This window comes from Nocardioides houyundeii (assembly GCF_002865585.1).
Taxonomy (GTDB): Bacteria; Actinomycetota; Actinomycetes; order Propionibacteriales; family Nocardioidaceae; genus Nocardioides; species Nocardioides houyundeii.
The window spans coordinates 1,235,305-1,261,716 of sequence record NZ_CP025581.1; the positions used below are offsets into that span (position 1 = coordinate 1,235,305).

The window sequence follows — 26,412 nt, forward strand, 5'->3', positions numbered from 1 at the left end:
GAGCTGAGGTGCTGCACCCGCAGGCCCGCCGGGCCCTGGAGGCCCAGGCGGCCGAGACCCCCGTGCACCACCCCGACTTCGACGTGGCCCGGGAGCGGGCCCAGGACCGGGCCGCGGCGCTGGCCGCGCCCCGTGAGCCGGTGGGGGAGGTCCGCGACCTCGATGCCGCCGGCGTCCCGGTGCGCGCCTACCTCCCGCAGAGCCGGCCGACCGGCGTGGTGGTGCACCTGCACGGCGGCGGCTTCGTGCTCAACGACGTCGAGGTGCACGACGCGGCGGCACGACGGCTGGTGAACCGGTCGTCGATGGCGGTGGTGAGCGTGGACTACCGGCGTCCGCCCGAGCACCGCTTCCCCGCGGCCCCCGACGACGTCTCGACGGTCCTGGCGTGGCTCGCCGACCGAGGTCTTGGCGAGATCGGCCTGGGCGCCGACCTGCCGTGGTTCGCCCACGGCGACAGCGCCGGGGCCAACCTGGCCCTGGTGGCCGCGCTGCGGCACCCGGGACGGTTCGCGGCGCTGGCACTGATCTACCCGTTCCTGGACCCTGAGCTCTCCGGTGCGTCGTTCGAGACCGCGGGTGACGGCTTCGACAAGGAGCAGGCCCGTTGGTACTGGGAGCAGTACGCCCGATCCCGGGCCGACTTCGAGGATCCCGACCTGGCGCCCCTGCGCTCCGACAGCCTCGACACCCTGCCGCCCACGCTGGTGGTCACCTGCGAGCACGACCCGCTGCGAGACGAGGGGAGCTGCTGGCGACCCGGCTCGCCGAGGTCGGGGTGAGCGTGGTGGCGACCCGCTACCTCGGGATGGTGCACGGCTTCTGGCGGCACCCCGACGTCTTCGACGCCGCCGAGCCACTGATGCGGCAGGTGGCCGGCTTCCTGGACCAGCACGTCTGAGAGGATCAGGCCATGCGCGTGCACCTGGGATCTGACCATGCTGGCCTCGAGCTCAAGGACCACCTGATGAACTGGCTGGTCGACGCCGGCCACGAGGTCGTCGACCACGGTCCCTTCGTCTACGACGCCCTGGACGACTACCCCGTGTTCTGCCTGCGGGCGGCCGAGGCGGTGGCCGCGGAGCGGGCCGAGGGGCTCGACAGCCTCGGCGTGGTGATCGGCGGCTCCGGCAACGGCGAGCAGATGGCGGCCAACAAGGTCAAGGGGGTGCGCTGCGCCCTGGCCTGGTCGGAGGAGACCGCGGCGCTGGCCAAGGAGCACAACGACGCCAACGTCGTCTCGGTCGGCGGCCGGATGCACTCGGTCGAGGACATGACCCGCTTCGTCGAGGTCTTCCTGGCCACGCCGTTCAGCGGCGACGAGCGCCACGTCCGCCGGATCGGGCAGCTCGCCGACTACGAGGTCACCGGCGACCTCCCGCCGTTGCCGGACTCCGCCCTGCAGGGGCCGGGTGCCTGAGGGGCACACCCTCCGGCGGCTCGCGGACGACCTCACGCTGGCCTTCGCCGGCCGGCGGGTGCGGGTGTCCAGCCCCCAGGGCCGGTTCGAGTCGGAGGCCCGGCAGCTCGACGGCGCGCTCCTCGAGGGCGCGGACTCCGCCGGCAAGCACCTCTTCGTGGAGCTCGAGGGGGAGCGGTTCATCCACGTCCACCTCGGCCTGATCGGTGGTTTCGCGGTGCACGCGGACGTGGCGCAGGTGCCCGGCCCCGTGGGCCAGGTGCGGTTGCGCCTGGTCACCGCCGACCCCGGACCCACGGCGTACGCCGACCTGCGCGGCGCCACCCGGTGCGAGCTCGTCGGCCCCGCTGGTCGCGACCTGGCGATCTCGAAGCTGGGCGCGGACCCGCTGCGTGCCGACGCCGACGTGGCGAGGGCCTGGCGCCGGATCAGCGCCAGCCCGCGGAGCATCGGCGACCTGCTGATGGACCAGACGGTGATCGCCGGGGTCGGCAACGTCTACCGCGCCGAGGTGCTCTTCCGGCACCGCATCCACCCGCTGCGTCCGGGCAGGACCCTGCGTCGCGGACAGTTCCTCGCCCTCTGGGACGACCTGATCGTGCTCATGGGCGAGGGGGTGCGCAGCGGCCGGATCGACACCGTGCGGCCCGAGCACACCCCCGAGGCCATGGGTCGGGAGCCGCGGCGCGACGACCACGGCGGGGAGGTCTACGTCTACCGGCGCACGGGTCAGCCCTGCCTGGTGTGCGGCACCCCCGTGCGCACGGCGGTGCTGGTGGGCAGGAATCTGTTCTGGTGCAGCAAATGTCAGCCCACGTTCCGCTCGCGGGCCCTAGGCTCGGCTCAACACGCGCGCGAGGATGGACATGGCTGAAGTGAGCTCGGTGTTGTCGGCCCCGTGGCGGGTGCTCAGGCAGCGGTGGCAGCGCGCCACCCGCACCGGTCTCTCCGAGCAGCTGGTGATGCTGGTGGTGGCCACCCTGCTGATGGCTGCGGCGATCATCGGACTGCCGGACTTCGCCCCGATGATGCTCCTGATGGTGCCCATGGTGATCGCCAGCCTGGTGCTGGGTCCACGCCAGCTGCCCTGGTTCGTGGTCTTCGTGCTGATGACGCTCGCGGTCGCCGTCACCCGGCAGCCCGACGTGACCGCCCGGATCGCGGTGAGCGTCGCGGTGATGTTCGCCCTGGGCTTCATCATCCTGCTCAGCTCCTTCCGCCGCTCCCAGCTCGGCGTCGCGGGGTCACGGGGGGAGTCGATGCTCGTCGACCTCCGGGACCGCATCCTGAAGCAGGGCGCGATCCCGGCTCTGCCGCCCAGCTGGCACGTGATGTGGGAGCTGCGCTCCGCCGGGGGTACGCCGTTCGCGGGCGACTTCGTGGTGGCCTCGCGCACCACGCCGGAGCGGCTCGAGCTCGCGGTGGTCGACGTCTCCGGCAAGGGTGAGGACGCCGGCACCCGGGCGCTGCTGCTCTCGGGTGCCTTCGGCGGGCTGATGGGCGCGATGCGCTCGGAGGAGTTCCTGCCGGCCGCCAACGCCTACCTGCTGCGCCAGGACTGGGAGGAGGGCTTCGCCACCGCGATCCACCTGTCCCTGGACCTCGGATCGGGTCGCTTCGCGCTGCGCTCGGCCGGACACCCTCCGGCGGCGCTGCACGACGCGGGATCGGGCCGCTGGGACGTGCTGGAGACCGAGGGGCCCGTGCTGGGACTCATCGAGGACGCCGAGTTCCCCGCCGTCCGCGGGCAGATGCGCCGCGGCGACGCGATGCTGCTCTACACCGACGGCCTGGTCGAGACCCGGGGGCGCGACATCGGCCTGGGCATCGACCGGATGCTCGGGCAGGCCGAGCGGGTGCTGCGCGGGGACTTCGAGAACGGCGCCGCCCGGCTCATCGACGCGCTGGGTTCCCCCGACGACGACCGGGCGCTGCTGATGGTGCACTACCGGCGCAGCTGAGGCGCGCAGCCCGACGTCGAGACGACTCCGGTCCGGTGGGCCTCGGTTGGGGATCGAACCGCCCGGTGTGGCACCATGGCATCGCGCAATTCACCCACCTCGCCGCTCGTGGCCGGGTGGGCCACAGTGCATGCGGATGTAGCTCAATGGTAGAGCCTCAGTCTTCCAAACTGATTACGCGGGTTCGATTCCCGTCATCCGCTCAGAGGCGCCCCAGACATGCGTGCGCGGGGTGTTTTGCCGGGGCGTAGCGTAGTGGCTAGCGCGCCTGCTTTGGGAGCAGGAGACCGCAGGTTCGAGTCCTGTCGCCCCGACTTCCGCACCACCACCGACGAAGGAGATCACCTGTGAAGAGCGCCGTCGAGAACTTGAGCCCGACCCGGGCCAAGCTGACTGTCGAGGTGCCCTTCGAGGAGCTCAAGCCGAGCCTCGACGCGGCGTACAAGAAGATCGCCCAGCAGATCAACGTCCCCGGCTTCCGCCGGGGCAAGGTGCCGCCGGCCGTGATCGACCGCCAGGTCGGCCGCGGCGCGGTCCTGGACGAGGCGATCAACGAGGTCCTGCCCGCCAAGTACATGGAGGCCCTGCAGGCGAACTCCCTCGAGCCCTTGGCCCAGCCGGAGATCGAGGTGACGAAGTTCGAGGACAACCAGACCCTCGAGTTCACCGCCGAGGTCGACATCAAGCCGGACTTCGAGGTCCCCGCCTACGACGCCGTCACCGCCGAGGTGGACGACATCACCGTGACCGACGCCGACGTGGAGGAGCAGCTCCAGGCCCTGCGTGAGCGCTTCGGCTCGCTGGTCGACGTGGAGCGGGCAGCCGCCGACGGCGACTTCGTGACCATCGACCTGGTGGCTGCCAAGGAGGGCGAGACGGTCGAGGGCGGCGAGGTCTCCGGCATGTCCTACAAGGTCGGCCGCGGCGGCATGCTCGACGGGCTCGACGAGGCCCTGGTGGGCATGTCGGCCGGCGAGGAGAAGACCTTCGCCTCCCAGCTGGTCGGTGGCGACCTGATCGGTGAGGACGTCGACGTCACCGTCAAGGTCACCGCCGTGCAGGAGCAGCAGCTGCCCGAGCTGGACGACGAGTTCGCCCAGATGGCCTCGGAGTTCGACACCGTCGAGGAGCTCACGACCGACGTGCGCGAGCGACTCGGCCGCGGCAAGCGGCTCGAGCAGGCCGCGGCCGCCCGGGACGCGGTGCTGGAGGCACTGCTGGAGAAGACCGAGATCCCGCTGCCCGAGACCCTGGTCACCGACGAGCTGAACGCCCGCCGCCAGAACGTCGAGCAGCAGCTGGTCTACGCCGGTCTCACCATGGAGAAGTACCTCGAGGACGAGGGACAGACCCTCGAGGAGTTCGAGGCCGACCTGGAGCGCCGGGTGCGCGACGCCGTGGCCGCCCAGTTCGTGCTGGACGCCATCGCGAAGGCCGAGGAGATCGGCGTCGACCAGAACGATCTGTCCCAGCACCTGGTGATGCGTGCCCAGCAGTCCGGCCAGGACCCGCAGGAGTTCGCCAACCACATGTTCGAGCACAACCACATCCCCGAGCTGGTCCAGGAGATCGTGCGCGGCAAGGCCCTGGCCCAGGTGGTGGAGTCCGCGATCGTCAAGGACGCCTCGGGCAACGTGGTCGAGCTGAAGAACCTGCGCCCCGACGGCAGCATCGGCGAGCCCGAGGAGCCGACCGCCGAGGGCGACAGTGCCTCCGACGGTGCCTCCGACGAGGCGTCCGACGACGCCTCCGAGGACACCGAGGCGCCGACGCAGGCCTGAGCCTCACCCGCACAGCACCTCCCGATCCCCGTCCCGGCCCTCTGGCCGGGGCGGGGATCGTCGCTTTGGCCGGCGATGTGTGCGCTCTGGGCGAACAGGGCGGGTATCTCGTGGAACTGTCGGAGCTTCGGGCTAGGGTCGCTGACGTGAACCCGAACTCCAGTGCACCCGCGATGTCGCCACAGATGAACGGTGGCGGTTCCTACGGGCTCGACGACCACATCTACCAGCGCCTGCTCAAGGAGCGGATCGTCTTCCTCGGCTCCGAGGTGCGTGACCAGAACGCGAACGCGATCTGCGCCCAGCTCCTGCTGCTGTCGGCCGAGGATCCCGAGGCCGACATCTTCCTGCACATCAACAGTCCCGGCGGGTCTGTCGATGCGGGCATGGCCATCTACGACACCATGAACTACATCCCCAACGACGTCGCAACCGTAGGCATGGGCCTGGCGGCGTCGATGGGCCAGTTCCTGCTCTGCGCCGGCACCAAGGGCAAGCGCTACGCCCTGCCGCACGCGCGGATCATGATGCACCAGCCCTCCTCGGGCATGGGCGGCTCGGCCTCGGACATCAAGATCCAGGCCCAGCAGTCGCTGCACATCAAGAAGGTGCTGCTCGAGCTGATCGCCCAGCACACCGGACAGTCCGTCGAGCAGGTCGAGAACGACGCCGACCGCGACCGCTGGTTCACCGCTGACCAGGCCCGCGAGTACGGCCTCGTCGACCAGGTGATCAAGAGCGCCCGCGAGGCCGCCGACGAAGGCCGGCCCGCCCACTCCTCCGACGCTGACAAGGACTGACGCATGAACTACTACATCCCGCAGTGGGAGGAGCGGACCTCCTACGGGTTCCGCCGCATCGACCCCTACGGCAAGCTCTTCGAGGAGCGCATCATCTTCCTCGGCTCGCCCATCTCCGACGACGTCGCGAACGCCGTCATGGCCCAGCTGCTGTGCCTGGAGACGATGAACCCCGACCAGGACATCTCCATCTACATCAACTCGCCCGGTGGCTCGTTCACCGCGCTGACCGCCATCTACGACACGATGCGGTTCATCAAGCCGGACGTGCAGACCGTCTGCCTGGGCCAGGCTGCCTCGGCTGCGGCGATCCTGCTCGCCGCCGGTACGCCGGGCAAGCGCCTGGCACTGCCCAACAGCCGGATCCTGATCCACCAGCCCTACACCGAGGGCACGTTCGGCCAGACCTCCGACATCGAGATCCAGGCCAACGAGATCCTGCGGATGCGTGAGCTCCTGGAGAAGATGATCTCCGACCACAGTGGTCGGGACATCGAGACGGTCAGTCGCGACATCGAGCGCGACAAGATCCTCACCGCGGAGCAGGCCGTCGAGTACGGCCTCATCGACTCCGTGCTCGAGCCGAGGTCCGGCGAGATCGCCCTCGGCGCGGGTCGCTGACCCATCAGACAGCAAACGTCGGGCTCTTCGTGTCCGCCCCCCGAGGGGGGCGGGCGCGAGGTACCGTCTAGGAGTTTCGCAGCGATGCCGGGCGACCGGCCGGACCGGAGGATGAGCGCCCGTGGCACGAATTGGTGACGGCGGTGACCTGTTGAAGTGCAACTTCTGCGGGAAGAGCCAGAAGCAGGTCAAGAAGCTCATCGCCGGCCCCAACGTCTACATCTGTGACGAGTGCATCGAGCTCTGCAACGAGATCATCGAGGAGGAGCTGGCCGAGGGGGCCGAGGTCAGCCTCGAGGAGCTGCCGAAGCCCCGGGAGATCTTCGAGTTCCTCAACTCCTACGTGATCGGGCAGGAGCACGCCAAGAAGGCGCTCGCGGTGGCGGTCTACAACCACTACAAGCGGGTCCAGTCCGGCGCGGCCGTCGGCTCGGCGACCAAGCACAGCAAGGACGAGCACGTCGAGGTCGCCAAGTCCAACATCCTGGTCATCGGTCCCACCGGCTGCGGCAAGACCTACCTGGCCCAGACGCTGGCCCGGATGCTCAACGTGCCGTTCGCGATCGCGGACGCGACCGCGCTGACCGAGGCGGGCTACGTGGGTGAGGACGTGGAGAACATCCTCCTCAAGCTCATCCAGGCGGCCGACTACGACGTCAAGAAGGCCGAGACGGGCATCATCTACATCGACGAGATCGACAAGGTCGCCCGCAAGTCGGAGAACCCGTCGATCACACGCGACGTCTCCGGCGAAGGTGTGCAGCAGGCGCTCCTGAAGATGCTGGAGGGCACCACTGCCTCCGTGCCGCCCCAGGGTGGCCGCAAGCACCCGCACCAGGAGTTCATCCAGATCGACACCACCAACATCCTGTTCATCGTGGGCGGGGCCTTCGCCGGCCTCGAGCACATCGTGGAGCAGCGGGTGGGCAAGAAGTCCCTGGGCTTCACCGCCGAGGTGCGGAGTGAGGCCGAGCGCGAGGCGCAGGACCTGCTGGCGCTGGTGCGTCCCGAGGACCTCACCAAGTTCGGCCTCATCCCCGAGTTCATCGGCCGATTGCCTCTCATCGCGAGCGTCAGCAAGCTCGACGTCGAGGCGCTCGTGCAGATCCTCACCGAACCCCGCAACGCTCTGGTCAAGCAGTACCAGCGGCTGTTCGAGATCGACGGCGTCGAGCTCGTCTTCGACGACGAGGCCATCGCCTCGATCGCGGAGAAGGCACTTGAGCGGGGGACCGGTGCCCGTGGGCTGCGCGCCATCATCGAGGAGGTCCTGCTCCACGTGATGTACGAGGTGCCATCGCGCGGCGACGTCGCCAAGGTGCTCGTGACGCGGGAGGTCGTCATGGACGACGTGGCGCCCACCCTGGTCCTCCGAGAGCCGGAGAAGAAGAAGAAGTCCGCCTGAGGGACGGGTCGCGACTAGTCACTTCTAGTCATTTCAGGCGTTCGACCGACGGGTGCCCGAACGGCCGGTGAGACTGGCGTTCTTCCGTTCCCAGGCCGAAGGATCGTCTCCCATGAGTGCTCAGCACAAGCGACCACTGCTCGCGTTCGTCGTGGTCGGTCTCCTGTGTGCCCTCTCCCTCGGCCACGCCATCCGCAGCGAAGCCGTGGTCGGGCTGTTCCGCGCCGCGCTCCCCGCGCTCTCCCAGCCCGATGCTCCCCTGCAACGGGACCGTGCACGGGTCAGTGCCAAGGCGGAACCGGCACGCGATGGATCCCAGCGCGCTGCACCGTCGGACAAGGACGGGGGGCGCGGCGCCCTCGGCCTGCAGCCCCAGGGCGCGAGCGCTGGGCCGGCCAAGGGGGTCAGGACGGCGCAGAGCGTCGTCGTCGGCGGCCCCGCGACGGCGAAGTCCGCGAAGCCGCGGGTCTCCTCGGCGCCCCGGCCCGACCCCGAGGTGGTCGTGCCGGTATCCAGCACCGTCGTGGAGAGCACCGCGCCGGGCCACAGCGCCCGGACCAGGGCCGGGCGACCCGGCCGCGGCCGCGGGCACTCCCAGGAGGCCGGTGAGCCCCGCGAGTCGCACGGCAAGCACGGGCGCGGGCGCTCCCGGGAGGCTGGCGAGCCTCGCGGGTCGCACGGCAAGCACGGCCGCGGGCGCTCCCGCGACGATGACGGCCCCGGCGCCCGTGGGTCGATCAGTGGCCGGGCCTCGGAGCACCCCGTCGTGGCCACGCCCACGGCGCCCACGGTCCGCGAGTCGGGCGCGGCCGGCCTCGCGGGCAGGCAGCGCGCCGTACCGCCGGCGACGTCTCAGGGAAGCGGCGGCCCGGCGCACGCCGCGAGCGGCCCGGCGCACGCCGCAAGCGGCCCGGCGCACGCCCAGGGCGCCCCCGGGCACGCCGAGGACGGCCCGGGGCGCCGCGGCCGCTGAGACACCGGCCGCGGCGGCAGGTCACTCCTGGAAGGGAGCGACCTCGGCCTCGACCTTGAGCTCGTCGAGGGTGTCGTCCACCGCGAACGTCAGGTCGCCGACGATCTTGCCCGCCCGACGCAGGTCGTTGCCCGCGGCCTCCGCGCCCGCGACCAGTGCCGCGGGACCGCTGATGTGCACCCGGGTCAGCTCGTGCCGCATCGAGACCTTGGCCTTGGACTTGGCGCCTCGGATGCCGCCGAGTGCCGCGGCCATCCCGGCCAGGCCCCGCGCGTCAGCGGCGGCCGCGGAGCCGAGCTCGATCGCCTTGGGCCACTCGCTGGTGTGCACCGAGCCGTCGCGCCACCAGGACCAGACCTCTTCGGTGACATAGGGCAGGAAGGGCGCGAGCAGCCGCAGCTGGACGTGCAGGGCGACCGCCAGGGCCGCCTTGGCCGAGTCGGTGGCCGCGCTTCCGTCCTCCGCGTAGGCCCGCTCCTTGACGAGCTCGACGTAGTCGTCGCAGAACTCCCAGAAGAAGCGCTCGCTCACCTCCAGGGCGCCGGTGTAGTCGTAGGCCTCGAAGGACTCCGTCGCGGCCAGCACGACCTGGGCGAGGCGACCCATCAGGGCGCAGTCGACGGGCTCGGAGATCGCGACCGGGCTCGGCTCGCTGGCACCCACGCTGGAGAGCACGAACTTGGCGACGTTGAGCACCTTCATCGCGAGTCGACGGCCCACCTTCATCTGGGTCTCGTCGAAGGGGGAGTCCAGGCCCGGGCGCGCCAGGGCGGCGCGCCAGCGCACCGCGTCGGCGCCGAACTTGTCCAGGATCTCGGTGGGCACGACGACGTTGCCCTTGGACTTCGACATCTTCTTGCGGTCCGGGTCGAGGATGAAGCCGGAGACCATGGCGTGCGACCAGGGGACGGCGTGGTTCTCGAAGTGCGCGCGCACCACCCGGGCGAAGAGCCAGGTGCGGATGATGTCGTGGGCCTGGGTGCACATGTCCATCGGGAAGACCCGGTCGAACAGGTCGTCGTCGGTGCCCCACTGACCGGCGATGTGCGGGGTCAGCGACGAGGTGGCCCAGGTGTCCATCACGTCCGGGTCGCCGATGAAGCCGCCGGGCTTGCCGCGCTGGTCCTCCTCGAAGCCGCGCGGCGCGTCGGTGGAGGGGTCGATCGGCAGCTCGGCCTCGGCGGGCAGCAGCGGGTGGTCGTAGTCCGGCTCGCCGTCGGCGTCCAGCGGGTACCAGACGGGGAAGGGGATGCCGAAGAAGCGCTGGCGGCTGACCAGCCAGTCGCCGTTGAGTCCGCCGACCCAGTTGTCGTAACGGTGCTTCATGTGCTCCGGCAGCCAGGTGATCTCGGCGCCCCGGTCGAGCATCTCCTGGCGCAGCTCGCCGTCGCGGCCCCCGTTGGTGATGTACCACTGACGGGTGGAGACGATCTCGAGCGGCTTGTCGCCCTTCTCGTAGAAGTTCGCCATCCGCTGGGTCGGCTTCGGGTCGCCGATCAGGTCGCCGCTCTCGCGCAGCTTGGCGACCATCGCCTCGCGCGCGGAGAAGACGGTCTTGCCGGCCAGGTCGGCGTACTGCGCGGCGGCGGTCTCGGAGGAGAGCCACTCCGGGGTCTCCCGGGTGAACCGGCCGTCGCGGCCGATCACGGTGCGCACCGGCAGCTGCAGCTCGCGCCACCAGGTGACGTCGGTCAGGTCGCCGAAGGTGCAGCTCATGGCGATGCCCGCGCCCTTGTCCATCTCGGCGGCAGGGTGGGCCAGGACCGGGATCTCGACCCCGAAGACGGGCGAGGTCACGGTGGTGCCGAAGAGGGGCTGGTAGCGCTCGTCGTCGGGGTGCGCGATCAGGGCCACCACCGAGGGGATCAGCTCGGGGCGGGTGGTCTCGATCTCGACGGTGCCGCCGTCGGGGCGGTGGAAGGCGACGCGGTGGTAGGCGCCGGCGTAGTCACGCGACTCGAGCTCGGCCTGGGCGACGGCGGTCTGGAAGGTGACGTCCCACAGCGTGGGAGCCTCCTGGAGGTAGGCCTCGCCCCGGGCGTAGTTCCGCAGGAAGGCGCGCTGGCTGACGACCTGGGCCGGCTTGCCCACGGTCGTGTACTGGTGGCTCCAGTCGACCGAGAGGCCCAGGGTGCGCCACAGCGACTCGAAGACCTTCTCGTCCTCCTTGACCAGCTGGTCGCAGAGCTCGACGAAGTTGGGGCGGCTGATCGGCACCTGCCGCTTGGGGTCCGGCTTCTCCGGGGGCGTGAAGTCGGCGTCGTAGGGCAGGGAGGGGTCGCAGCGCACGCCGTAGAAGTTCTGCACCCGACGCTCGGTGGGCAGGCCGTTGTCGTCCCAGCCCATCGGGTAGAAGACGGACTTGCCCTGCATGCGCTGGAAGCGGGCGATGAGATCGGTGTGGGTGTAGGAGAAGACGTGGCCCACGTGCAGCGAGCCGCTGACGGTGGGCGGGGGAGTGTCGATCGAGAAGACGTTCTCCCGCGGCTGGGTCCGGTCGAAGCGGTAGGTGTCGTCGTCCTTCCACTGCTGGGCCCACTTGGCCTCCAGACCCTCCAGGGCCGGCTTGTCCGGTACGACGACGTCGCGCGGGGCCGGCGTCGTCGGGGACAGGTCGGGGATCTGGGTCTCAGTCATGCCCTGAGTCTAGGAGCGCGGCTGCCCATGCGGAAAACCAGTTCCCGGCAGGGTCCGGACCCCGCTCTGCTCGAGGTACCGGAGGCGGTTGACGTGCAAGCCACCAACCGCCGGGGAGACCTCCCACCGTCAGGGGTCGACCAGGTCTGTCCCTCCGTCCCACGCCCCGCTCGGCCTGCCGGCGCCTGCGCTCGTCAGCGCCGAGCCGGGCGTGCCGGCCAGCGCGAAGGTTTTGGCAGAACACCGGCAGCGAGGGGAGGGAACTGCCGCTGACTCGGGCGCCACGGGGCGCCGGGCCTAGACTCGACGCATCATGACCGAGCCTTCCCAGCCCCGCCCCGCAGAGACCTTCGCCGAGGTGGAGGACGCCCTGCTCTCCCGCTGGCCCGAGACCCGGCTGGAGCCCTCGCTGGACCGGATCCGCGCCTTCACCGAGCTGCTGGGCGACCCGCAGCACGCCTACAAGGTGGTGCACCTGACGGGCACCAACGGCAAGACCTCCACGGCGCGGATGGTGGACACCCTGCTGCGCGCCCTGGACCTGCGCACCGGACGGTTCACCAGCCCGCACGTGGAGCGGATGACCGAGCGCATCAGCATCGACGGCGAGCCCCTGGACGACGAGACCTTCGTGCGCGCCTTCAACGACGTCGCGCCGTACACCCACCTCGTGGACGCCGAGCAGGACCACCCGCTCTCCTTCTTCGAGACGGTGGTCGGCATGGCGTTCGCCGCCTTCGCGGACGCTCCGGTCGACGTGGCCGTCGTCGAGGTGGGGATGGGTGGCTCCTGGGACGCCACCAACGTCGCCGACGCCGACGTCGCCGTGGTGCTGCCGGTCGCCCTCGACCACGCGCAGTACCTGGGCACCGAGCTGACCGCGATCGCGGCGGAGAAGGCCGGCATCATCAAGCCCGACAGTATCGTGGTGCTCGCCGAGCAGACCCCGGAGGTGGCCGCGGTGCTGCTGGAGCGGGCGGCGGAGGTGGGTGCCACGATCGTGCGCGAGGGCATGGAGTTCGGCGTCGTCTCCCGGGTGCCGGGCGTGGGCGGGCAGCTGGTCTCGCTGCAGGGGCTCCGGGCCCGGTACGACGACCTCTTCCTGCCGCTGCACGGCGCCCACCAGGCGCAGAACGCCGCAGTGGCGCTCGCGGCCGTGGAGGCGCTGGCCGGGGAGACCCCGCTCGAGGACGACCTGGTCCGCGCCGCCTTCGCCGAGATGACCTCACCGGGTCGCCTCGAGGTGATCCGACGCTCGCCCACGGTGGTGCTCGACGCCGCGCACAACCCGCACGGGGCCGAGGCGACCGCGGCCGCACTCGAGGACGCGTTCAACTTCTCGCCGTTGATCGGGGTCATCGGCGTGATGGGCGACAAGGACCACGAGGGCCTGCTCGCCGCCTTCGAGCCGCACCTGACCCATGTCATCTGCACCCAGAACTCCACCCCCCGGGCGATGCCGGCCGAGGAGCTGGGCCGTACGGCGCGCGACGTCTTCGGGGAGGACCGGGTCACCGTGGTGCCCAGGCTGGCGGACGCCATCGACCAGGCCGCCGCGCTGGCGGAGGCCGGTGAGGCGTTCGGCGAGGCGCTGGGCTCCGGCGCGGTGCTGGTCACCGGCTCGGTGGTCACCGTGGGTGAGGCGCGCGCGATGCTGCGGCCGCCCACCCGCGGTCCGGGCGACCCGAGGAGGGCCCGGTGAGCCCCGACCCCGGCGCCACCGAGACCGACCCCGCGGCGACGCCCAACACCGAGAGGTCGCCACGGCGCGGCATGTGCGCTGCGGTGCTCTGCCTGGAGGCCATCGCGCTCGGCCTGACGACCCCGGTGATGATCACCATCGCCGACGTGCGCCCGGCCACCGCGCTGAGTCTGGGACTCGGGCTGGCCCTGGCCTGCCTGCTGCTGGCCGGCATGCTGCGGGCCGAGTGGGCCTACGGCCTGGGCTGGGTGATCCAGGTGGCGGCCGTCTGCCTGGGCTTCGTGGTGCCGATGATGTTCGGCCTGGGCGCGCTCTTCGCTCTGCTGTGGGGGTCGGCGTACTTCCTGGGTCGCAAGATCGAGCGGGAGCGCGCGGCAGCCTGGGCGGCGTACACGGCGGGTCGCTAGGCGGACGCCGCCCGGGGGTAGGCTGCTGGACATGAGCCAGCGCACACTCGCCCTGTTGAAGCCCGACGCCGTTCAGCGCGGCCTGGTGGGAGAGATCCTGGCCCGGTACGAGGCCAAGGGGCTCGCCATCGTGGCGATGGAGCTGCGCACCATCGACGCAGCCCAGGCCGACGCCCACTACCACGAGCACGTCGAGCGAGACTTCTACCCGCCGCTGCGCGACTTCGTGACCAGCGGCCCGTTGGTCTCCCTGGTGCTCGAGGGTGACCAGGCGATCGAGGTGGTGCGCGGCATCAACGGCGCCACCGACGGTCGCAAGGCAGCCCCCGGCACCATCCGCGGCGACCTCTCGCTGTCCAACCGCGAGAACCTGGTGCACGGCTCGGACTCTGCGGAGTCCGCCGAGCGCGAGATCGCGCTCTGGTTCCCGCACCTCTGAGCACCCGCGAAGCGGGGGCGTGTCCTGCCCGGATCCGGGGCGCCTGCTACCTACGCTGGAGGCTGAGCCGCCCCTGAGGTGAGGAGCTGCTCCTTCCCTCAAGGACCACCAGCGAAGGCAACAAGGACATGGCGAACAGCGTCATCGGCCGCGACATGGCTGTCGACCTCGGCACGGCCAACACGCTGGTCTACGTGCGCGGGAAGGGCATCGTCCTCGACGAGCCCAGCGTGGTCGCGATGAACACGACCACCGGCGAGGTGCTGGCGGTGGGACACGAGGCCAAGCGGATGATCGGCCGGACCCCGGACAACATCGCCGCGATCCGCCCGCTGAAGGACGGCGTCATCGCCGACTTCGACGCCACCGAGCAGATGCTGCGCTACTTCATCCAGCAGGTGCACCGGCGCCGTTACCTCGCCAAGCCGCGGATGGTCATCTGCGTGCCGAGCGGGATCACCGCCGTGGAGCAGCGCGCGGTCAAGGAGGCCGGCTACCAGGCCGGTGCGCGTCGGGTCTACATCGTGGAGGAGCCGATGGCGGCCGCGATCGGCGCCGGGCTCCCGGTGCACGAGGCCACCGGCAACATGATCGTGGACATCGGCGGCGGAACCACCGAGGTGGCGGTGATCTCGCTCGGCGGCATCGTCACCAGCATGAGCATCCGCACCGCGGGCGACGACCTGGACACCGCGATCATGGCGTGGATGAAGAAGGAGTACTCCCTGATGCTGGGGGAGCGCACCGCCGAGGAGGTCAAGATGACCCTCGGCTCGGCCTTCCCGCTGCCCGACGAGCCGGAGGCCGAGATCCGCGGCCGGGACATGGTCTCGGGCCTGCCCCGCACCGTGGTGGTCTCCAGCTCCGAGGTGCGGCACGCCATCGAGGAGCAGGTCACCGACATCGTGGACGCCGTGCGCGCGACCCTGGACCAGACCCCGCCGGAGCTGGCGGGCGACATCATGGACCGCGGCATCGTGCTGACCGGCGGCGGCGCGTTGCTCCGGGGCCTCGACGAGCGGCTGCGGCACGAGACCGGCATGCCCGTGCACGTCGCCGAGCACCCGCTGGAGTCCGTCGCCTTCGGCGCCGGACGCTGCGTGGAGGAGTTCGAGGCACTGCAGCAGGTGCTCGTCTCGGACCCCCGGAGGTACTGATGGCCGAGCGTCCCGACCGCGAGAAGCGGTGGCGCGGGCTTGAGGAGCGCTCCCGGCCGCGGCGCTCCACGCTGGTGGCTCTGCTCCTGGCCTCCGCGACCTTGATGACCCTGGACCAGCAGGCGGGGGAGTCGTCCCCGATCGAGCCCGTCCGGGCTGCCGTGGGCGCCGCCTTCGGTCCCGTCGAGACGATCACCTCGGCCGCGGTGCGTCCCTTCACCGCCGTCCCCACGTGGTTCCGGTCCAAGGACGGGCTGCGCCGCGACATCACCGACCTGGAGTCCGAGAACGCGGCGCTGCGCGAGCAGGTCGCCTCCTCGGGCTACGACCGCAACCGCCTGGCGGAGTTCGAGGGGCTGACCCGGGCCGCGGCGGACCTGGGCCGCTCCATGGTGCCCGCCCGGGTGGTGGCGCACGGGTCGGCCCAGTCCTTCAGCAGGACCGTGACCATCGACGCCGGCTCCGACGCCGGGCTGCGTCCGGACATGACCGTGGTCAACAACGACGGCCTCGTGGGCCGGGTGCTGCGCGTCACCAGCCGCACCGCGACGGTGCTGCTCCTGCTCGACGCCGAGTCCGTGGTGGGAGGACGAATCGGAGAGAGCATGGAGGTCGGCTTCCTGCGGGGACGCGGCATCCTGGGCCAGGAGGGGCGGCTGGACCTGGAGCTGCTCGACGACGCGGTGGTCCCCGCCCAGGGCGACACCGTCGTGTCCTGGGGCAGCGACGGTGCTGGTCCCTACGTGCCCGGCGTGCTGGTGGGTCGGGTGACCGACGTCTTCGCCAGCGTTCGCGAGCAGGCGCAGCGGGCGGTGATCGAGCCGTTCGTGGACTTCTCCGCGCTCGACGTGGTGGGGGTGATCGTGCCCGGCGACACTGCCAGCGACCGGGCCCTGATCCAGGCCGACGGAGGCATCGGATGACGCTGGCACGCGCCGTGGTGGGCTTCCTGGCCGTGTCCGTCGCCCTGGTCCTGCAGGTCTCGCTCTTCCCGCACGTGGCATGGCAGGGAGTCGTGCCCAACCTGGTGCTGCTCGTGGTGGTCGCCGCGGCGCTCACCCGCGGCGCCCAGTTCGCGCTGGTGCTGGGGTTCGTCGCCGGCGTGCTGCTGGACCTGGCGCCTCCCGCCGACCACCTGGCGGGCCGCTGGGCGCTCGCCCTGGTGGTCGTGGCCTACCTCGCGGCCCGGGTGCGCCAGGACGTGCGGCCCTCCACCGCCGCGGTGCTGGCCACCGTCGCCGCGTCCTCGTTCGTCGGCACCTCGTTGTTCGCGCTCAGCGGGCTGGTCCTGCGCGACCCGGTCATCTCGGTGGGCGAGCTGCTCGAGGTGGTCGCCGTGGCCGTGCTGTGGGACCTGCTGCTCACCCCCTTCGTGCTGCCGCCGACGATGCGGCTCTTCGAGCGCCTGGGTCGAACCGGAGCACCTGTCTGATGGCGGTGTCGGGGTCCCAGCGCAGCAGGCTGCGTCTGATCGTGGTCCAGGCCCTGGTGTTCTCGCTCTTCGCGACCCTCTTCGTGCGCCTGTACTACCTGCAGGTCGTGGGGGGCGAGGGCTACCAGGCCCAGGCCGCCGACCAGTCCGTCCGCGACATCGTGGTCCAGCCGCAGCGCGGGCTGGTGGTCGACGCGATGGGGCGCCCGCTGGTGGCCAACCGGCTGTCCTGGGTGGTCTCGGTGGACCGCAACGTGGTCTCCAAGCTCAGCGCGGTCGAACGGGAGAAGCTGGTCGCCCGCGTGTCCGACGTGGTGGGGCTCAAGCCGCGGCAGGTCGAGCGCCGGCTCGCCGACTGCGGCGACGACGGCGCGGTGGCCGGCGTGTGCTGGAACGGCTCTCCCTTCCAGCCGGTGCCGGTGGCCGACGACGTCGGCCAGGACGTCGCGCTGCGGGTGCTCGAGCAGCCCGAGGACTACCCGGGCGTGCTGGCCGAGCAGCAGAACGTGCGCGCCTACCCCAGCCCCTTCGGGGTCAACATGGCCCACCTGCTGGGCTACCTCAGCCCGATCACCGAGGAGGAGTTCGACCGGGCCAGCGCCAAGGACGACCTCTCCCTCAACGGCGCCTCCGTCGTCGGCCGCGCCGGGGTCGAGAAGCAGTACGACGAGTGGCTGCGCGGGATGCCGGGCTACAAGCGGGTCGCGGTCGACTCGATGGGCCGGGTGGTGGGCGATGACAGCGAGATCGCCAGCACCCCCGGCGACACGCTGGTCACCTCGATCGACGCCAAGGTCCAGGGCGTCGTCGAGCGGGAGCTGGCCCGCTCCATCGCGACCCAGCGCGCCACCTTCGACCCGGTGACGGGGCGCAACTACGCCGCCGACTCCGGGGCCACGGTGGTGATGGAGGCCGACACCGGACGGATCGTGGCGATGGCCAGCCAGCCGACGTACGACCCGGACGTGTGGGTGGGCGGGATCTCCTCCGAGGAGCTCAGCGGGCTCTACTCCGAGAAGGCCGGGACCCCCCTGCTGTCCCGGGCCACGCAGGGCCAGTTCGCTCCCGGGTCCACCTGGAAGCCGTTCATGACCGCGGCAGCGCTGAGCAACGGCTACCGCACCGACACCACGCTGGCGTGCTCGTCGGGCCTGCAGGTCGGCAACCGCGTGTTCAAGAACTACGAGTCCGGCGCCTACGGCAACATCACGTTCGCCAAGGCGCTCGAGGTCTCGTGCAACACCTTCTTCTACCGGGTCGGCTACGACTTCTGGCAGCGGCTGGGGTCCGACGTCGCCGACGTGGACGCCTTCGACCCGCTGGTCGAGGGTGCCAAGCTGTTCGGCTTCGGCTCCGAGACCGGCGTGGACCTGCCTGGCGAGGCGCCCGGCCGGATCGCGGACCGGACCTGGAAGCGGTCCTACTACGAGTCGCAGAAGGACTACTACTGCGGTCTTGCCGATGCGCCGCAGGACGCCGAGACCTCCGACTTCGTCTACAAGTTCGCCCGCGAGTTCTGCATCGAGGGCTTCGCCTACCGGGCCGGTGACGCGGTGAACTTCGCCATCGGCCAGGGCGACACCATCGTCACCCCCCTGCAGCTCGCGCGCGCCTACGCGGCGCTGGCCAACGGCGGCACCTTGTGGGAGCCGCGCATCGGCAAGGCGATCGTGAGCCCCGAGGGCAAGGTGCTGCAGCGGATCCAGCCCAAGAAGCAGGGGTCGGTCCCGGTGTCGGACAAGACGCTGGACTACATCGACACCGCTCTCCAGGGGGTCTCCACCCGCGGCACGATGAACTGGAAGCTCATCGGCTTCCCGTTGGACGAGGTCAAGATCCGCGCCAAGACGGGCTCCGCGGAGGTCTACGGCAAGCAGTCGACCGGGTGGGTCGCCTCCTACACCGAGGACTACGTGGTGGTCCAGATGATCAGCCAGGGCGGCACGGGCTCAGGCAGCAACGGCGACGCCGTCCGCAAGATCTGGGAGACGCTGTACGGCGTCGACGGGGACCGGGTCGTGCCCGCGAAGGCGGCGATCCCCGGCACCAAGCCGCCCAAGCAGCTGCCGTCCTTCCAGCCCGACGGCACCATCCTGCCGCCGCAGGGGGAGGGCAAGTGACTCAGCGCACCGGCTTCGCGCGGCTGCGGGCCCCCGGCCTGGACTGGGTGCTGATGCTGGCCGTCATCGCCCTGCTGGTGGTGGGGACCACGATGGTCTGGTCGACCACCTCCAGCCGGGACCTGCTCACCGGCGGCGACTCCACGGCGTACCTGCGCAAGCAGCTGGTCAACCTGGCGATCGGGGGCGTGCTGCTGGTGCTGGTGCTGGCGACCGACCACCGGTGGGTCAGGATCCTGGCCCCGGTGGTCTACCTGGCCTCGATCCTCGGCCTGCTGCTGGTGCTGGTGATGGGCTCGACCATCAACGGCTCCCGGTCCTGGCTGAGCCTCGGCGGGCTCTCGGTGCAGCCGGCGGAGTTCGCCAAGCTGGCCGTGGTGATCGGCATGGCGCTGCTGGTCGCGGAGCGCACCGAAGGCAGCTGGCGGCGCTCGGTCGGCTCGGTCGACGTGCTGGGCATGCTGGTGATCGCGGGCGTCCCGGGAGCCCTGATCCTGCTCCAGCCCGACCTCGGCACGATGCTGGTCCTGGCCGCCACCGTCTTCGGGGTGCTCGCCGTGGCCGGCGCGCCGCGGCGCTGGCTGGGTGGGCTGCTGCTCGCCGGAGTCGCCGCCGCGGCGGTGGCGGTCAGCGCAGGGCTGCTCAAGGCCTACCAGGTGGACCGCTTCATGGCGTTCACCAACCCGGACCTGGACCCCCGAGGCGCCGGCTACAACACCGAGCAGGCGCGGATCGCCGTCGGGAACGGTGGGCTCTTCGGCCAGGGGCTGTTCGAGGGCTCCCAGACCCGCTCCGGCTTCGTCCCCGAGCAGCACACCGACTTCATCTTCACCGCGGTCGGCGAGGAGCTCGGCCTCCTGGGCGCCGGCCTGGTGATCGCGCTGATGGCGATCATCGTGTGGCGGGCGCTGGCGATCGCCGCGGGCACCGACGACATGTTCGGCCGGGTGGCGGCGGCCGGCATCGCGTGCTGGTTCGGCTTCCAGGCCTTCCAGAACATCGGGATGTGCCTGGGCATCATGCCGGTCACCGGCGTCCCCCTCCCGTTCGTGTCGTACGGCGGCTCCTCGATGTTCGCGGGGATGCTCGCGGTGGGAGTGCTGCAGAACGTGGCGCTGCGCTCGGGCACCAGTCTCCCGACGCGGTTGCTCTCGCCCGGCAGGACGCTGGCCGGCCGCTGAGCCGAGCTGCCCCGCTCTCAGCGGGGGGAGCGGGCGGCCGGGAGCGTGAAGGAGACCGTGGTTCCGCCGTGGTCGTTGGCCCGGGCGTGGATCCGACCCCCGTGACGCTCCACGATCTGGCGGCACAGGTCCAGGCCCACTCCTGAGCCCTGGTAGTCCCGGGCATGCTCGGCGGCGCGGTGGAACTTCTCGAAGATCCGCTCCTCCTCGCCCGGCGGGAGGCCGATGCCCCGGTCCGCCACGTCGACCCGCACCCACCCCGGCTCACCCGGGGTCGAGGTGATCGCCACCTCGGCGACCTGACCGGGCCGGGTGTACTTGCAGGCGTTGCCCACCAGGTTGTCCATCAGCTGTCGCACCATGGCCAGGTCGGCGTGGACCCGGTGCGGGACCTCGACGGTGAACCGGTGCCCTCCGGTGCCGACGTGGGTGGAGACCACGACCGCCACCGGGTTGGCGAGCGGGAAGTCGGTGGAGCGCAGCTCACCTTCCAGGTCCACGGTGTGGTGGAGCCAGTCCGCGACGATCTCCTGCATCCGCTGGTTGGCCGCGCGTGCCCGCATCAACAGGGCGACGGCCTCGTCGGGGCGGCCGTGCTCCAGGGCGTCGCCGACCAGCTCCAGCCAGCCCTCGAGGCTGCTCAGCGGGGCCCGCAGGTCGTGGGCCACGACGCCGGCGAAGCTGCTCAGCTCGCCGAGCCGCTCGTGCTGGTGCGTGACGTCGGTGAGGGAGATCATCACGCCGTCGCGCGGGTGGCCGTCGAGCGGGACCACCCGCTGCCTGAGCACCCGTCGGGGACCGGTGGGCGGCTGCACGGCGAGGAGCTCGGTGTGCAGCAGCTCGTCGTTGTCGAGGGCGGCTCCGTCGGGCCGGGTGAGGCCGAAGTAGTCGACCCAGTTGCGGGGCGACAGGTCCGGGAGCGGGCGTCCGAGCAGGTCGACGGCCGACTGGTTGTGCACCCGGATGTCCGCGGAGGGGCTGATCACCACGAACCCGTCGGACATCGCCTCGAAGACCCTCCGGAGCATGGTCGTCTGGCGGATCGCGGTGCGTCTTGCCGCCTCGAGGTCACGCAGCAGCCGGTTGCGGTGCTCGTTGAGCAGGGCGATGGTCAGGGCCACGAAGGCACACACCGAGACCAGGAGGTCGATGACGTAGCCGTCTGGGACCACGGGCTGGGCCCGACCCGACTGCTCGGTGAAGGGATAGATCATCAGGCACCCGAAGCCCAGACCGAGGCTGTAGGCAGCGGTCGTCCACACCGGGAACGTCGAGGCGACGTAGAGGCTGGGGAGCAGGACCACCCACACCAGGGGGACGGCGTCGGACTCCAGCGCCACGACCAGGAGCAGCAGCGAGGCCGTCCCGATCAGCGGGAGCAGCAGGGCACGGCGGGAGGTCTCCTGGCGCGACCAGGTGGCGACGGCCAGCAGCGCCGTGACGCTCACCAGGCTGGTGACGCAGACCCGGATCACCCAGTCCGCGACGTCGCGAGCCCCTGCGTCGTCGCCGACCAGGCTGGGCACCCCGAAGACGGGGACGACGGCCAGGGCACTCAGCGCCGCCGCGAGCATCAGGGCCGACAGGTCGCGTGCGCCGCCGGGCGCCCACTCCAGCGCCAGCTCCCGGCGCCAGCGGGCGGCACCCGGTGCCGGATCCGGCGGATCGCTCCTCAGCAGTGCCCTGGCCCAGCGGTAGCCCGCGCACAGCAGCAGCGACTGCACTCCGAGCGCGGCAGCGTTGCGCACCGCGGAGGCGATCGAGACGTCCACGTCCAGCGCGACCAGGACCCCCAGCACGAAGACCAGGACCACGGTCAGGACGAACACCCGCGTGAGGCGGGGCAGCACCCCCCGCCAGGAGAACGCCATCCAGAAGAAGGCGGCACCGGAGAGGAGCCAGAGCCGGGGCAGCTGGCCGGGGTCGGCCGTCGTGCGGCTCAGCAGCACCCCCAGCGTGAAGATCGCGGCGGTCACGCTCCACAGCACCCAGAACCCCCGGCCCCGGGCCCCGGTGTCGGTAGCGGCGGGTTCGACCGACTCGCCCTTGTCCGCCAACGTCTTCCTCCCCCCGGGTGTGGCATCCGCGGCATGCCGTGCCAGTCACTCTAGGCGTTGGAGGGTCTCGAAGGCAGTGGGCTCGGGTGCCGGACGTAGGCTGGGGCCTCCGCAGTTCTGAGAGAGGTTCACCATGCTCCCCGTCACCGGCACCACTGGCGACGTGTCGTCCGTCTTCCCGCTCCTCGAGCCCCGGCTCCCGCTGGTCTCCAAGCCCATCCAGTACGTCGGTGGCGAGCTCAACTCGACCGTCAAGGAGTGGGACTGCGCACCGGAGGGCGAGACCGTCCGCTGGGCGCTGATGTACCCGGACGCCTACGAGGTCGGCCTGCCCAACCAGGGCGTGCAGATCCTCTACGAGGTGCTCAACGAGCGTGACTGGATCGTGGCGGAGCGCACCTACGCGGTGTGGGCCGACATGGAGCAGGTGATGCGCACCGACGGCATCCCGCAGTTCACCGTGGACAGCCACCGCCCGGTGGGGGCCTTCGACCTGTTCGGCCTGAGCTTCTCCACCGAGCTCGGCTACACCAACATGCTCAACGCCCTGGACCTGGCCGGCATCCCGCTGCACGCGGTCGACCGCGGTGAGGACCACCCGATCGTGCTGGCCGGTGGGCACGCCGCGTTCAACCCCGAGCCGATCGCCGACTTCATCGACGCCGCCGTGCTCGGCGACGGCGAGGAGGTGGTGCTGGCGATCTCCGAGGTGGTCCGCGAGTGGAAGGCCGAGGGGCGCCCCGGAGGCCGCGACGAGGTGCTGCGGCGGCTGGCGGTCAGCGGTGGCGTCTACGTGCCGAAGTTCTACGACGTCAGCTACGCCCCCGACGGTGCCATCAGCTCGGTGGTGCCCAACCGCCCGGGCATCCCCTTCCGGGTGCGCAAGCACACCCTGATGGACCTCGACGCCTGGCCCTACCCGGCCAAGCCGCTGGTGCCGCTGGCCGAGACCGTCCACGAGCGCTTCTCGGTCGAGATCTTCCGCGGCTGCACCCGGGGCTGCCGGTTCTGCCAGGCGGGGATGATCACCCGTCCGGTGCGCGAGCGCTCCATCAAGACGATCGGCGACATGGTCGAGAACGGCATCCGCAAGTCCGGTTTCGAGGAGGTGGGGCTGCTCTCGCTCTCCAGCGCCGACCACACCGAGATCGGCGAGATCGCCAAGGGTCTGGGCGACCGCTACGAGGGTTCCAACGTGTCCCTCTCCCTGCCGTCGACGCGGGTGGACGCCTTCAACATCACCCTGGCCAACGAGTTCTCCCGCAACGGTCGTCGCTCCGGGCTCACCTTCGCCCCGGAGGGCGGCAGCGAGCGGATGCGCAAGGTGATCAACAAGATGGTCACCGAGGAGGACCTGATCGCCACGGTCGCCGCGGCGTACTCGCACGGATGGCGCCAGGTCAAGCTCTACTTCATGGTCGGGCTGCCCACCGAGACCGACGAGGACGTCCTCCAGGTCGCCGACCTGGCACGGCGCGTGATCGCCAAGGGCCGCGAGGTCTCAGGCCGCAACGACGTGCGGTGCACCGTGTCCATCGGCGGCTTCGTGCCCAAGCCGCACACGCCGTTCCAGTGGGCGGCCCAGCTCGACCACGAGACCACCGACGCTCGCCTGAAGAAGCTGCGCGACACCGTCCGCGAGGACAAGAAGTTCGGCCGCGCCATCGGCTTCCGCTACCACGACGGGAAGCCCGGGATCGTCGAGGGACTGCTCTCGCGCGGGGACCGTCGGGTCGGCGCGGTCATCGAGGCGGTCTGGCGCGACGGCGGCCGCTTCGACGGCTGGAGCGAGCACTTCTCCTACGACCGGTGGATGACCTGCGCCGAGCAGGCTCTGGCCGGGACCGGCGTGGACGTCGACTGGTACACCGTGCGCGAGCGCGGGATCGAGGAGGTGCTCCCTTGGGACCACCTGGACTCCGGTCTCGACAAGGACTGGCTCTGGTCGGACTGGGAGGACGCCCTGGCCGTCGCCGAGGGTGCCGACGTCGAGGTCGAGGACTGCCGGTGGACCCCGTGCTACGACTGCGGCGTCTGCCCGGAGATGGGCACCGAGATCCAGATCGGGCCCACCGGGCAGCAGCTGCTGCCGCTCAGCGTGGTGTGAGCAGGGCTCGGCTGCGCCCGTGTGGTGCAGCCGGGCTCAGTGCCCGCTGCGCAGGGCCCGTACGACGTGCGGTTCCAGGTACGGCGCCAGGGTCCGGTTGAGCGTGGCCGACATGTGGTTGGGGTCGGCGTACACGATGACGCCCCCGATCACCGGGTCGCACTGCTCCTCGCGGCACAGGTGCTCGTTGAGGTCGGCCGTGGTGACCATCGGGTCGCCCATCGCCTTCGCCGCGTCGTACAGCGGGTCCTGGCGGATCCACTCCGCCGGGGTGCCGCCGCAGGCGTCCCAGTCGTCGGGGTTGCGGCTCAGGCACAGCGAGGTGTCGACCTCGGGGTCCAGAGGGGCCGGGGTGTCCCGGACGGTCAGCACCGGGACGCCGGCTCCGGTCAGGCGCTCGATGGTGTCCACGTAGGCGTCCGGCTCGGTGGGGTGGTGGTCCATGGTGGACATGACCACCAGGTCGTAGTCGCCCGAGGTGAGCTGATCGAGGATCTCTCCGCCCAGGCGGTCGCACTGGGCGTAGTTGTCGGGCAGGACGCCGGGGGAGCGGTCGCTGTCGATGATGGGCTGGCACATCCCCATGACGAAGGTGTCGACCTGCCAGCCGTGCTCTTCCGCGATCGCCTCGAGGGCGGGCTGCCAGTGGCCGGCGTGGGAGTTGCCGTAGAGCCCGATCCGCTTGGTGGGGCTCTCGGTCTCGCCGACCTCGCAGCTGACGAGGTCGCCGAACGGCGGCCAGTTCAGGCACTGCCCGTCGACGATCGAGCTCGGGATGTCGGTGCGGATGAACTCCGGAGTGGTGATCAGCTCGTCGGTGTCCGGACAGGACAGCTCCTCGTCCAGCGCCCCAGCGCCCAGGCAGGTGGGCTCCAGGGTCGTGGAGGAGAGCTGCGCGAGCCGCTGCCCGGACTCCTCGGCCTCACGGTCCACCCACGCCAGCATGGCCAGACACAGGCTCACGACGAGCCCGGTGGTCACCAGGAGCACGACCAGGCCGCGGCGACCGACGTTCCGGCTCCCCGGAGCGGCCCGGAAACGGTCCTCCACGAACCGGGTGCTGACCCAGGACAGCGCCACGACCAGGGGCAGCAGCAGCAGCTTGAGCCAGGTGGACTCGTCCAGGCCGAGGACCGGGGGGAGCAGCAGCAGCATCGGCCAGTGCCACAGGTAGATCGCGTAGGAGATGTTGCCCACCAGCTGCACCGGTCCGGCGTGCGTCACGCCACGCAGGGAGAGCCGGCCGTCCGGGTCGCCGGCCAGGATGAACAGGGCCGCACCCAGCGTGGGCAGCAGGGCGTTCCACCCCGGGAACACCGACCCGTCGTCCAGCAGCAGGGCCGCCGCGAACATGGCCGCGACCGCCGACCAGGGCATCACCGCGGCAGCCGTGCGGGAGGGACGGCGCACCTGGGAGCCCCAGATGGCCAGCACGCCGCCGAGGCCCAGCTCCCAGATGCGGGCCGGCGTGGAGAAGTAGGCCAGTGAGGGCTGCGACCATGAGATGAGCAGGCTGTAGGCGAAGCTGGCCAGGGTGACCGCGGCGATGCACACCCCCAGGGAGCTCCGGAACGGAGCGCGGAGGCGGACGGAGAGGATCGCGACGAGGCCGATGAGCAGAGGCCAGCCCAGGTAGAACTGCTCCTCCACCGAGAGGGACCAGAAGTGCTGGAAGGGCGACGGCGTCCCGTCGGCTCGCAGGTAGTCGGTGGCGTCGGAGATGAGTCGCCAGTTCTCCACGTAGAGCATCGAGGTCAGCGCGTGCTCGGCGCCTGAGCGCCACTCCACCAGGGGCAGCACCCAGATGATGGTCAGCAGCGAGACCAGGAGCGTCACCGCCACCGCGGGTGCCAGGCGCAGCACCCGGCGGGCCCAGAAGTCGCCGAGGCCCCGCAGCCCCGTGGGCGGGCGTCGTACCAGCGCACCGGTGATCAGGAACCCGGAGATGACGAAGAAGACGTCCACGCCGACATAGCCGCCGGGCAGCAGGGTGGGCCAGAAGTGGTAGACGACCACCAGGCCGACGGCCAGGGCGCGCAGGGCCTGGATGTCCTTGCGCGGATGGTGTCCCGCCCCCGGTGCCTCGGCCACCGACCGCTGCTCGGCACCAGGACGAGGAGCGTCGTGGAGCTCGGGGTCGGACGTTCGGCTGCCGGGAGCATCGAAGGTGTGCCCCATCACGTCAGCCCTTCCGAAGGATCAGGTGGTTCCA

General features: G+C 71.0%; 22 protein-coding genes and 2 tRNA genes. 21 read left to right on the top strand and 3 right to left on the bottom strand.

Features of this window, described 5'->3' with window-relative positions; translation table 11 throughout:
* Positions 1–8 precede the first annotated feature (8 nt).
* The 12 genes from C0R66_RS05985 (at position 9) to C0R66_RS06035 (ending at position 8,961) form a co-directional block, all read left to right on the top strand.
* Positions 9–782: an alpha/beta hydrolase gene (locus C0R66_RS05985; protein WP_241901594.1), complete on the top strand. Its 774-nt coding sequence runs from the start codon at positions 9–11 to the stop codon at positions 780–782.
* Entirely contained in the window at positions 779–901 is a 123-nt protein-coding gene (locus C0R66_RS19905) for a hypothetical protein (protein WP_277869167.1), read from the top strand. Before C0R66_RS05985 ends, C0R66_RS19905 begins: the two co-directional genes overlap by 4 nt.
* A gap of 12 nt (positions 902–913) precedes the next feature.
* Entirely contained in the window at positions 914–1,420 is a 507-nt protein-coding gene (locus C0R66_RS05990; RefSeq protein WP_101523924.1) for a ribose-5-phosphate isomerase, read from the top strand.
* Positions 1,413–2,294: an Fpg/Nei family DNA glycosylase gene (locus C0R66_RS05995; RefSeq protein WP_101523925.1), complete on the top strand. Its 882-nt coding sequence runs from the start codon at positions 1,413–1,415 to the stop codon at positions 2,292–2,294. The genes C0R66_RS05990 and C0R66_RS05995 overlap by 8 nt, the downstream gene beginning before the upstream one ends.
* The gene (locus C0R66_RS06000; protein WP_101523926.1) at positions 2,287–3,381 is read left to right on the top strand and encodes a PP2C family protein-serine/threonine phosphatase; all 1,095 of its coding nucleotides are present in this window, start codon (positions 2,287–2,289) and stop codon (positions 3,379–3,381) included. Before C0R66_RS05995 ends, C0R66_RS06000 begins: the two co-directional genes overlap by 8 nt.
* A gap of 132 nt (positions 3,382–3,513) precedes the next feature.
* Positions 3,514–3,584: transfer RNA gene (locus C0R66_RS06005), tRNA-Gly, on the top strand.
* Positions 3,585–3,622: 38 nt separating this feature from the next.
* Positions 3,623–3,695, top strand: a tRNA-Pro gene (locus C0R66_RS06010).
* Between the two features lie 33 nt (positions 3,696–3,728).
* Entirely contained in the window at positions 3,729–5,162 is a 1,434-nt protein-coding gene (gene tig, locus C0R66_RS06015; RefSeq protein WP_101523927.1) for a trigger factor, read from the top strand.
* Between the two features lie 173 nt (positions 5,163–5,335).
* A complete protein-coding gene (locus C0R66_RS06020) occupies positions 5,336–5,962 on the top strand; it encodes an ATP-dependent Clp protease proteolytic subunit (protein ID WP_101523928.1) in 627 nt (208 codons plus the stop codon).
* Positions 5,963–5,965: 3 nt separating this feature from the next.
* Complete coding sequence (locus C0R66_RS06025; RefSeq protein ID WP_101523929.1) at positions 5,966–6,583, top strand: ATP-dependent Clp protease proteolytic subunit; 618 nt, start codon at positions 5,966–5,968, stop codon at positions 6,581–6,583.
* A gap of 121 nt (positions 6,584–6,704) precedes the next feature.
* Positions 6,705–7,988: an ATP-dependent Clp protease ATP-binding subunit ClpX gene (gene clpX / locus C0R66_RS06030; RefSeq protein ID WP_101523930.1), complete on the top strand. Its 1,284-nt coding sequence runs from the start codon at positions 6,705–6,707 to the stop codon at positions 7,986–7,988.
* Positions 7,989–8,100: 112 nt separating this feature from the next.
* Positions 8,101–8,961, top strand: coding sequence for a hypothetical protein (locus C0R66_RS06035; protein WP_101523931.1), 861 nt, complete (start codon positions 8,101–8,103; stop codon positions 8,959–8,961).
* 21 nt (positions 8,962–8,982) lie between these two features.
* Here the strand turns inward: C0R66_RS06035 and valS are convergent, their stop codons facing one another.
* A complete protein-coding gene (gene valS, locus C0R66_RS06040; RefSeq protein ID WP_101523932.1) occupies positions 8,983–11,598 on the bottom strand; it encodes a valine--tRNA ligase in 2,616 nt (871 codons plus the stop codon).
* A 313-nt stretch (positions 11,599–11,911) separates the two neighbouring features.
* Between valS and folC the strand changes: the two genes are divergently transcribed.
* From folC to rodA, 8 genes are all read left to right on the top strand, one after another.
* Positions 11,912–13,300 carry a bifunctional tetrahydrofolate synthase/dihydrofolate synthase gene (folC, locus tag C0R66_RS06045; protein ID WP_101523933.1) on the top strand — a complete coding sequence of 463 codons (1,389 nt, stop codon included), beginning with the start codon at positions 11,912–11,914 and terminating at the stop codon, positions 13,298–13,300.
* Complete coding sequence (locus tag C0R66_RS06050; RefSeq protein ID WP_241901595.1) at positions 13,297–13,707, top strand: DUF4233 domain-containing protein; 411 nt, start codon at positions 13,297–13,299, stop codon at positions 13,705–13,707. Before folC ends, C0R66_RS06050 begins: the two co-directional genes overlap by 4 nt.
* 25 nt (positions 13,708–13,732) lie before the next feature.
* The gene (gene ndk / locus C0R66_RS06055; RefSeq protein ID WP_199286898.1) at positions 13,733–14,146 is read left to right on the top strand and encodes a nucleoside-diphosphate kinase; all 414 of its coding nucleotides are present in this window, start codon (positions 13,733–13,735) and stop codon (positions 14,144–14,146) included.
* 128 nt (positions 14,147–14,274) lie between these two features.
* Positions 14,275–15,303 (top strand): rod shape-determining protein, encoded by a 1,029-nt coding sequence (locus tag C0R66_RS06060; RefSeq protein ID WP_101523935.1) that lies wholly within the window; start codon positions 14,275–14,277, stop codon positions 15,301–15,303.
* The gene (gene mreC / locus C0R66_RS06065; protein ID WP_101523936.1) at positions 15,303–16,226 is read left to right on the top strand and encodes a rod shape-determining protein MreC; all 924 of its coding nucleotides are present in this window, start codon (positions 15,303–15,305) and stop codon (positions 16,224–16,226) included. Before C0R66_RS06060 ends, mreC begins: the two co-directional genes overlap by 1 nt.
* Positions 16,223–16,735 carry a rod shape-determining protein MreD gene (gene mreD, locus C0R66_RS06070; RefSeq protein ID WP_101523937.1) on the top strand — a complete coding sequence of 171 codons (513 nt, stop codon included), beginning with the start codon at positions 16,223–16,225 and terminating at the stop codon, positions 16,733–16,735. The genes mreC and mreD overlap by 4 nt, the downstream gene beginning before the upstream one ends.
* Positions 16,735–18,855 (top strand): penicillin-binding protein 2, encoded by a 2,121-nt coding sequence (mrdA, locus tag C0R66_RS06075; RefSeq protein WP_101523938.1) that lies wholly within the window; start codon positions 16,735–16,737, stop codon positions 18,853–18,855. Before mreD ends, mrdA begins: the two co-directional genes overlap by 1 nt.
* Complete coding sequence (gene rodA / locus C0R66_RS06080) at positions 18,852–20,036, top strand: rod shape-determining protein RodA (RefSeq protein ID WP_240311631.1); 1,185 nt, start codon at positions 18,852–18,854, stop codon at positions 20,034–20,036. Before mrdA ends, rodA begins: the two co-directional genes overlap by 4 nt.
* Before the next feature lie 17 nt (positions 20,037–20,053).
* Here rodA and C0R66_RS06085 read toward each other — a convergent pair whose 3' ends face one another.
* Positions 20,054–22,093, bottom strand: a complete 2,040-nt coding sequence (locus C0R66_RS06085; RefSeq protein WP_101523939.1) for a sensor histidine kinase — start codon at positions 22,091–22,093, stop codon at positions 20,054–20,056.
* Positions 22,094–22,226: 133 nt separating this feature from the next.
* Here C0R66_RS06085 and C0R66_RS06090 point away from each other — a divergent pair, with 133 nt between their 5' ends.
* Entirely contained in the window at positions 22,227–24,200 is a 1,974-nt protein-coding gene (locus C0R66_RS06090; RefSeq protein ID WP_101523940.1) for a TIGR03960 family B12-binding radical SAM protein, read from the top strand.
* Positions 24,201–24,236: 36 nt separating this feature from the next.
* Here the strand turns inward: C0R66_RS06090 and C0R66_RS06095 are convergent, their stop codons facing one another.
* On the bottom strand, positions 24,237–26,378 hold the full coding sequence (locus tag C0R66_RS06095; protein WP_101523941.1) for an acyltransferase family protein: 2,142 nt from the start codon (positions 26,376–26,378) through the stop codon (positions 24,237–24,239).
* Positions 26,379–26,412: the final 34 nt, after the last annotated feature.

Coding starts and splice junctions, on each gene's coding strand:
- C0R66_RS06060 (WP_101523935.1), top strand. CDS start 14,275: ATGGCGAACAGCGTCATCGGCCGCGACATGGCTGTCGACCTCGGCACG.
- C0R66_RS06095 (WP_101523941.1), bottom strand. CDS start 26,378: ATGGGGCACACCTTCGATGCTCCCGGCAGCCGAACGTCCGACCCCGAG.
- mreD (WP_101523937.1), top strand. CDS start 16,223: ATGACGCTGGCACGCGCCGTGGTGGGCTTCCTGGCCGTGTCCGTCGCC.
- C0R66_RS06090 (WP_101523940.1), top strand. CDS start 22,227: ATGCTCCCCGTCACCGGCACCACTGGCGACGTGTCGTCCGTCTTCCCG.
- C0R66_RS06000 (WP_101523926.1), top strand. CDS start 2,287: ATGGCTGAAGTGAGCTCGGTGTTGTCGGCCCCGTGGCGGGTGCTCAGG.
- mrdA (WP_101523938.1), top strand. CDS start 16,735: ATGGCGGTGTCGGGGTCCCAGCGCAGCAGGCTGCGTCTGATCGTGGTC.
- C0R66_RS05990 (WP_101523924.1), top strand. CDS start 914: ATGCGCGTGCACCTGGGATCTGACCATGCTGGCCTCGAGCTCAAGGAC.
- C0R66_RS06035 (WP_101523931.1), top strand. CDS start 8,101: ATGAGTGCTCAGCACAAGCGACCACTGCTCGCGTTCGTCGTGGTCGGT.
- valS (WP_101523932.1), bottom strand. CDS start 11,598: ATGACTGAGACCCAGATCCCCGACCTGTCCCCGACGACGCCGGCCCCG.
- C0R66_RS06020 (WP_101523928.1), top strand. CDS start 5,336: ATGTCGCCACAGATGAACGGTGGCGGTTCCTACGGGCTCGACGACCAC.
- folC (WP_101523933.1), top strand. CDS start 11,912: ATGACCGAGCCTTCCCAGCCCCGCCCCGCAGAGACCTTCGCCGAGGTG.
- mreC (WP_101523936.1), top strand. CDS start 15,303: ATGGCCGAGCGTCCCGACCGCGAGAAGCGGTGGCGCGGGCTTGAGGAG.
- C0R66_RS06025 (WP_101523929.1), top strand. CDS start 5,966: ATGAACTACTACATCCCGCAGTGGGAGGAGCGGACCTCCTACGGGTTC.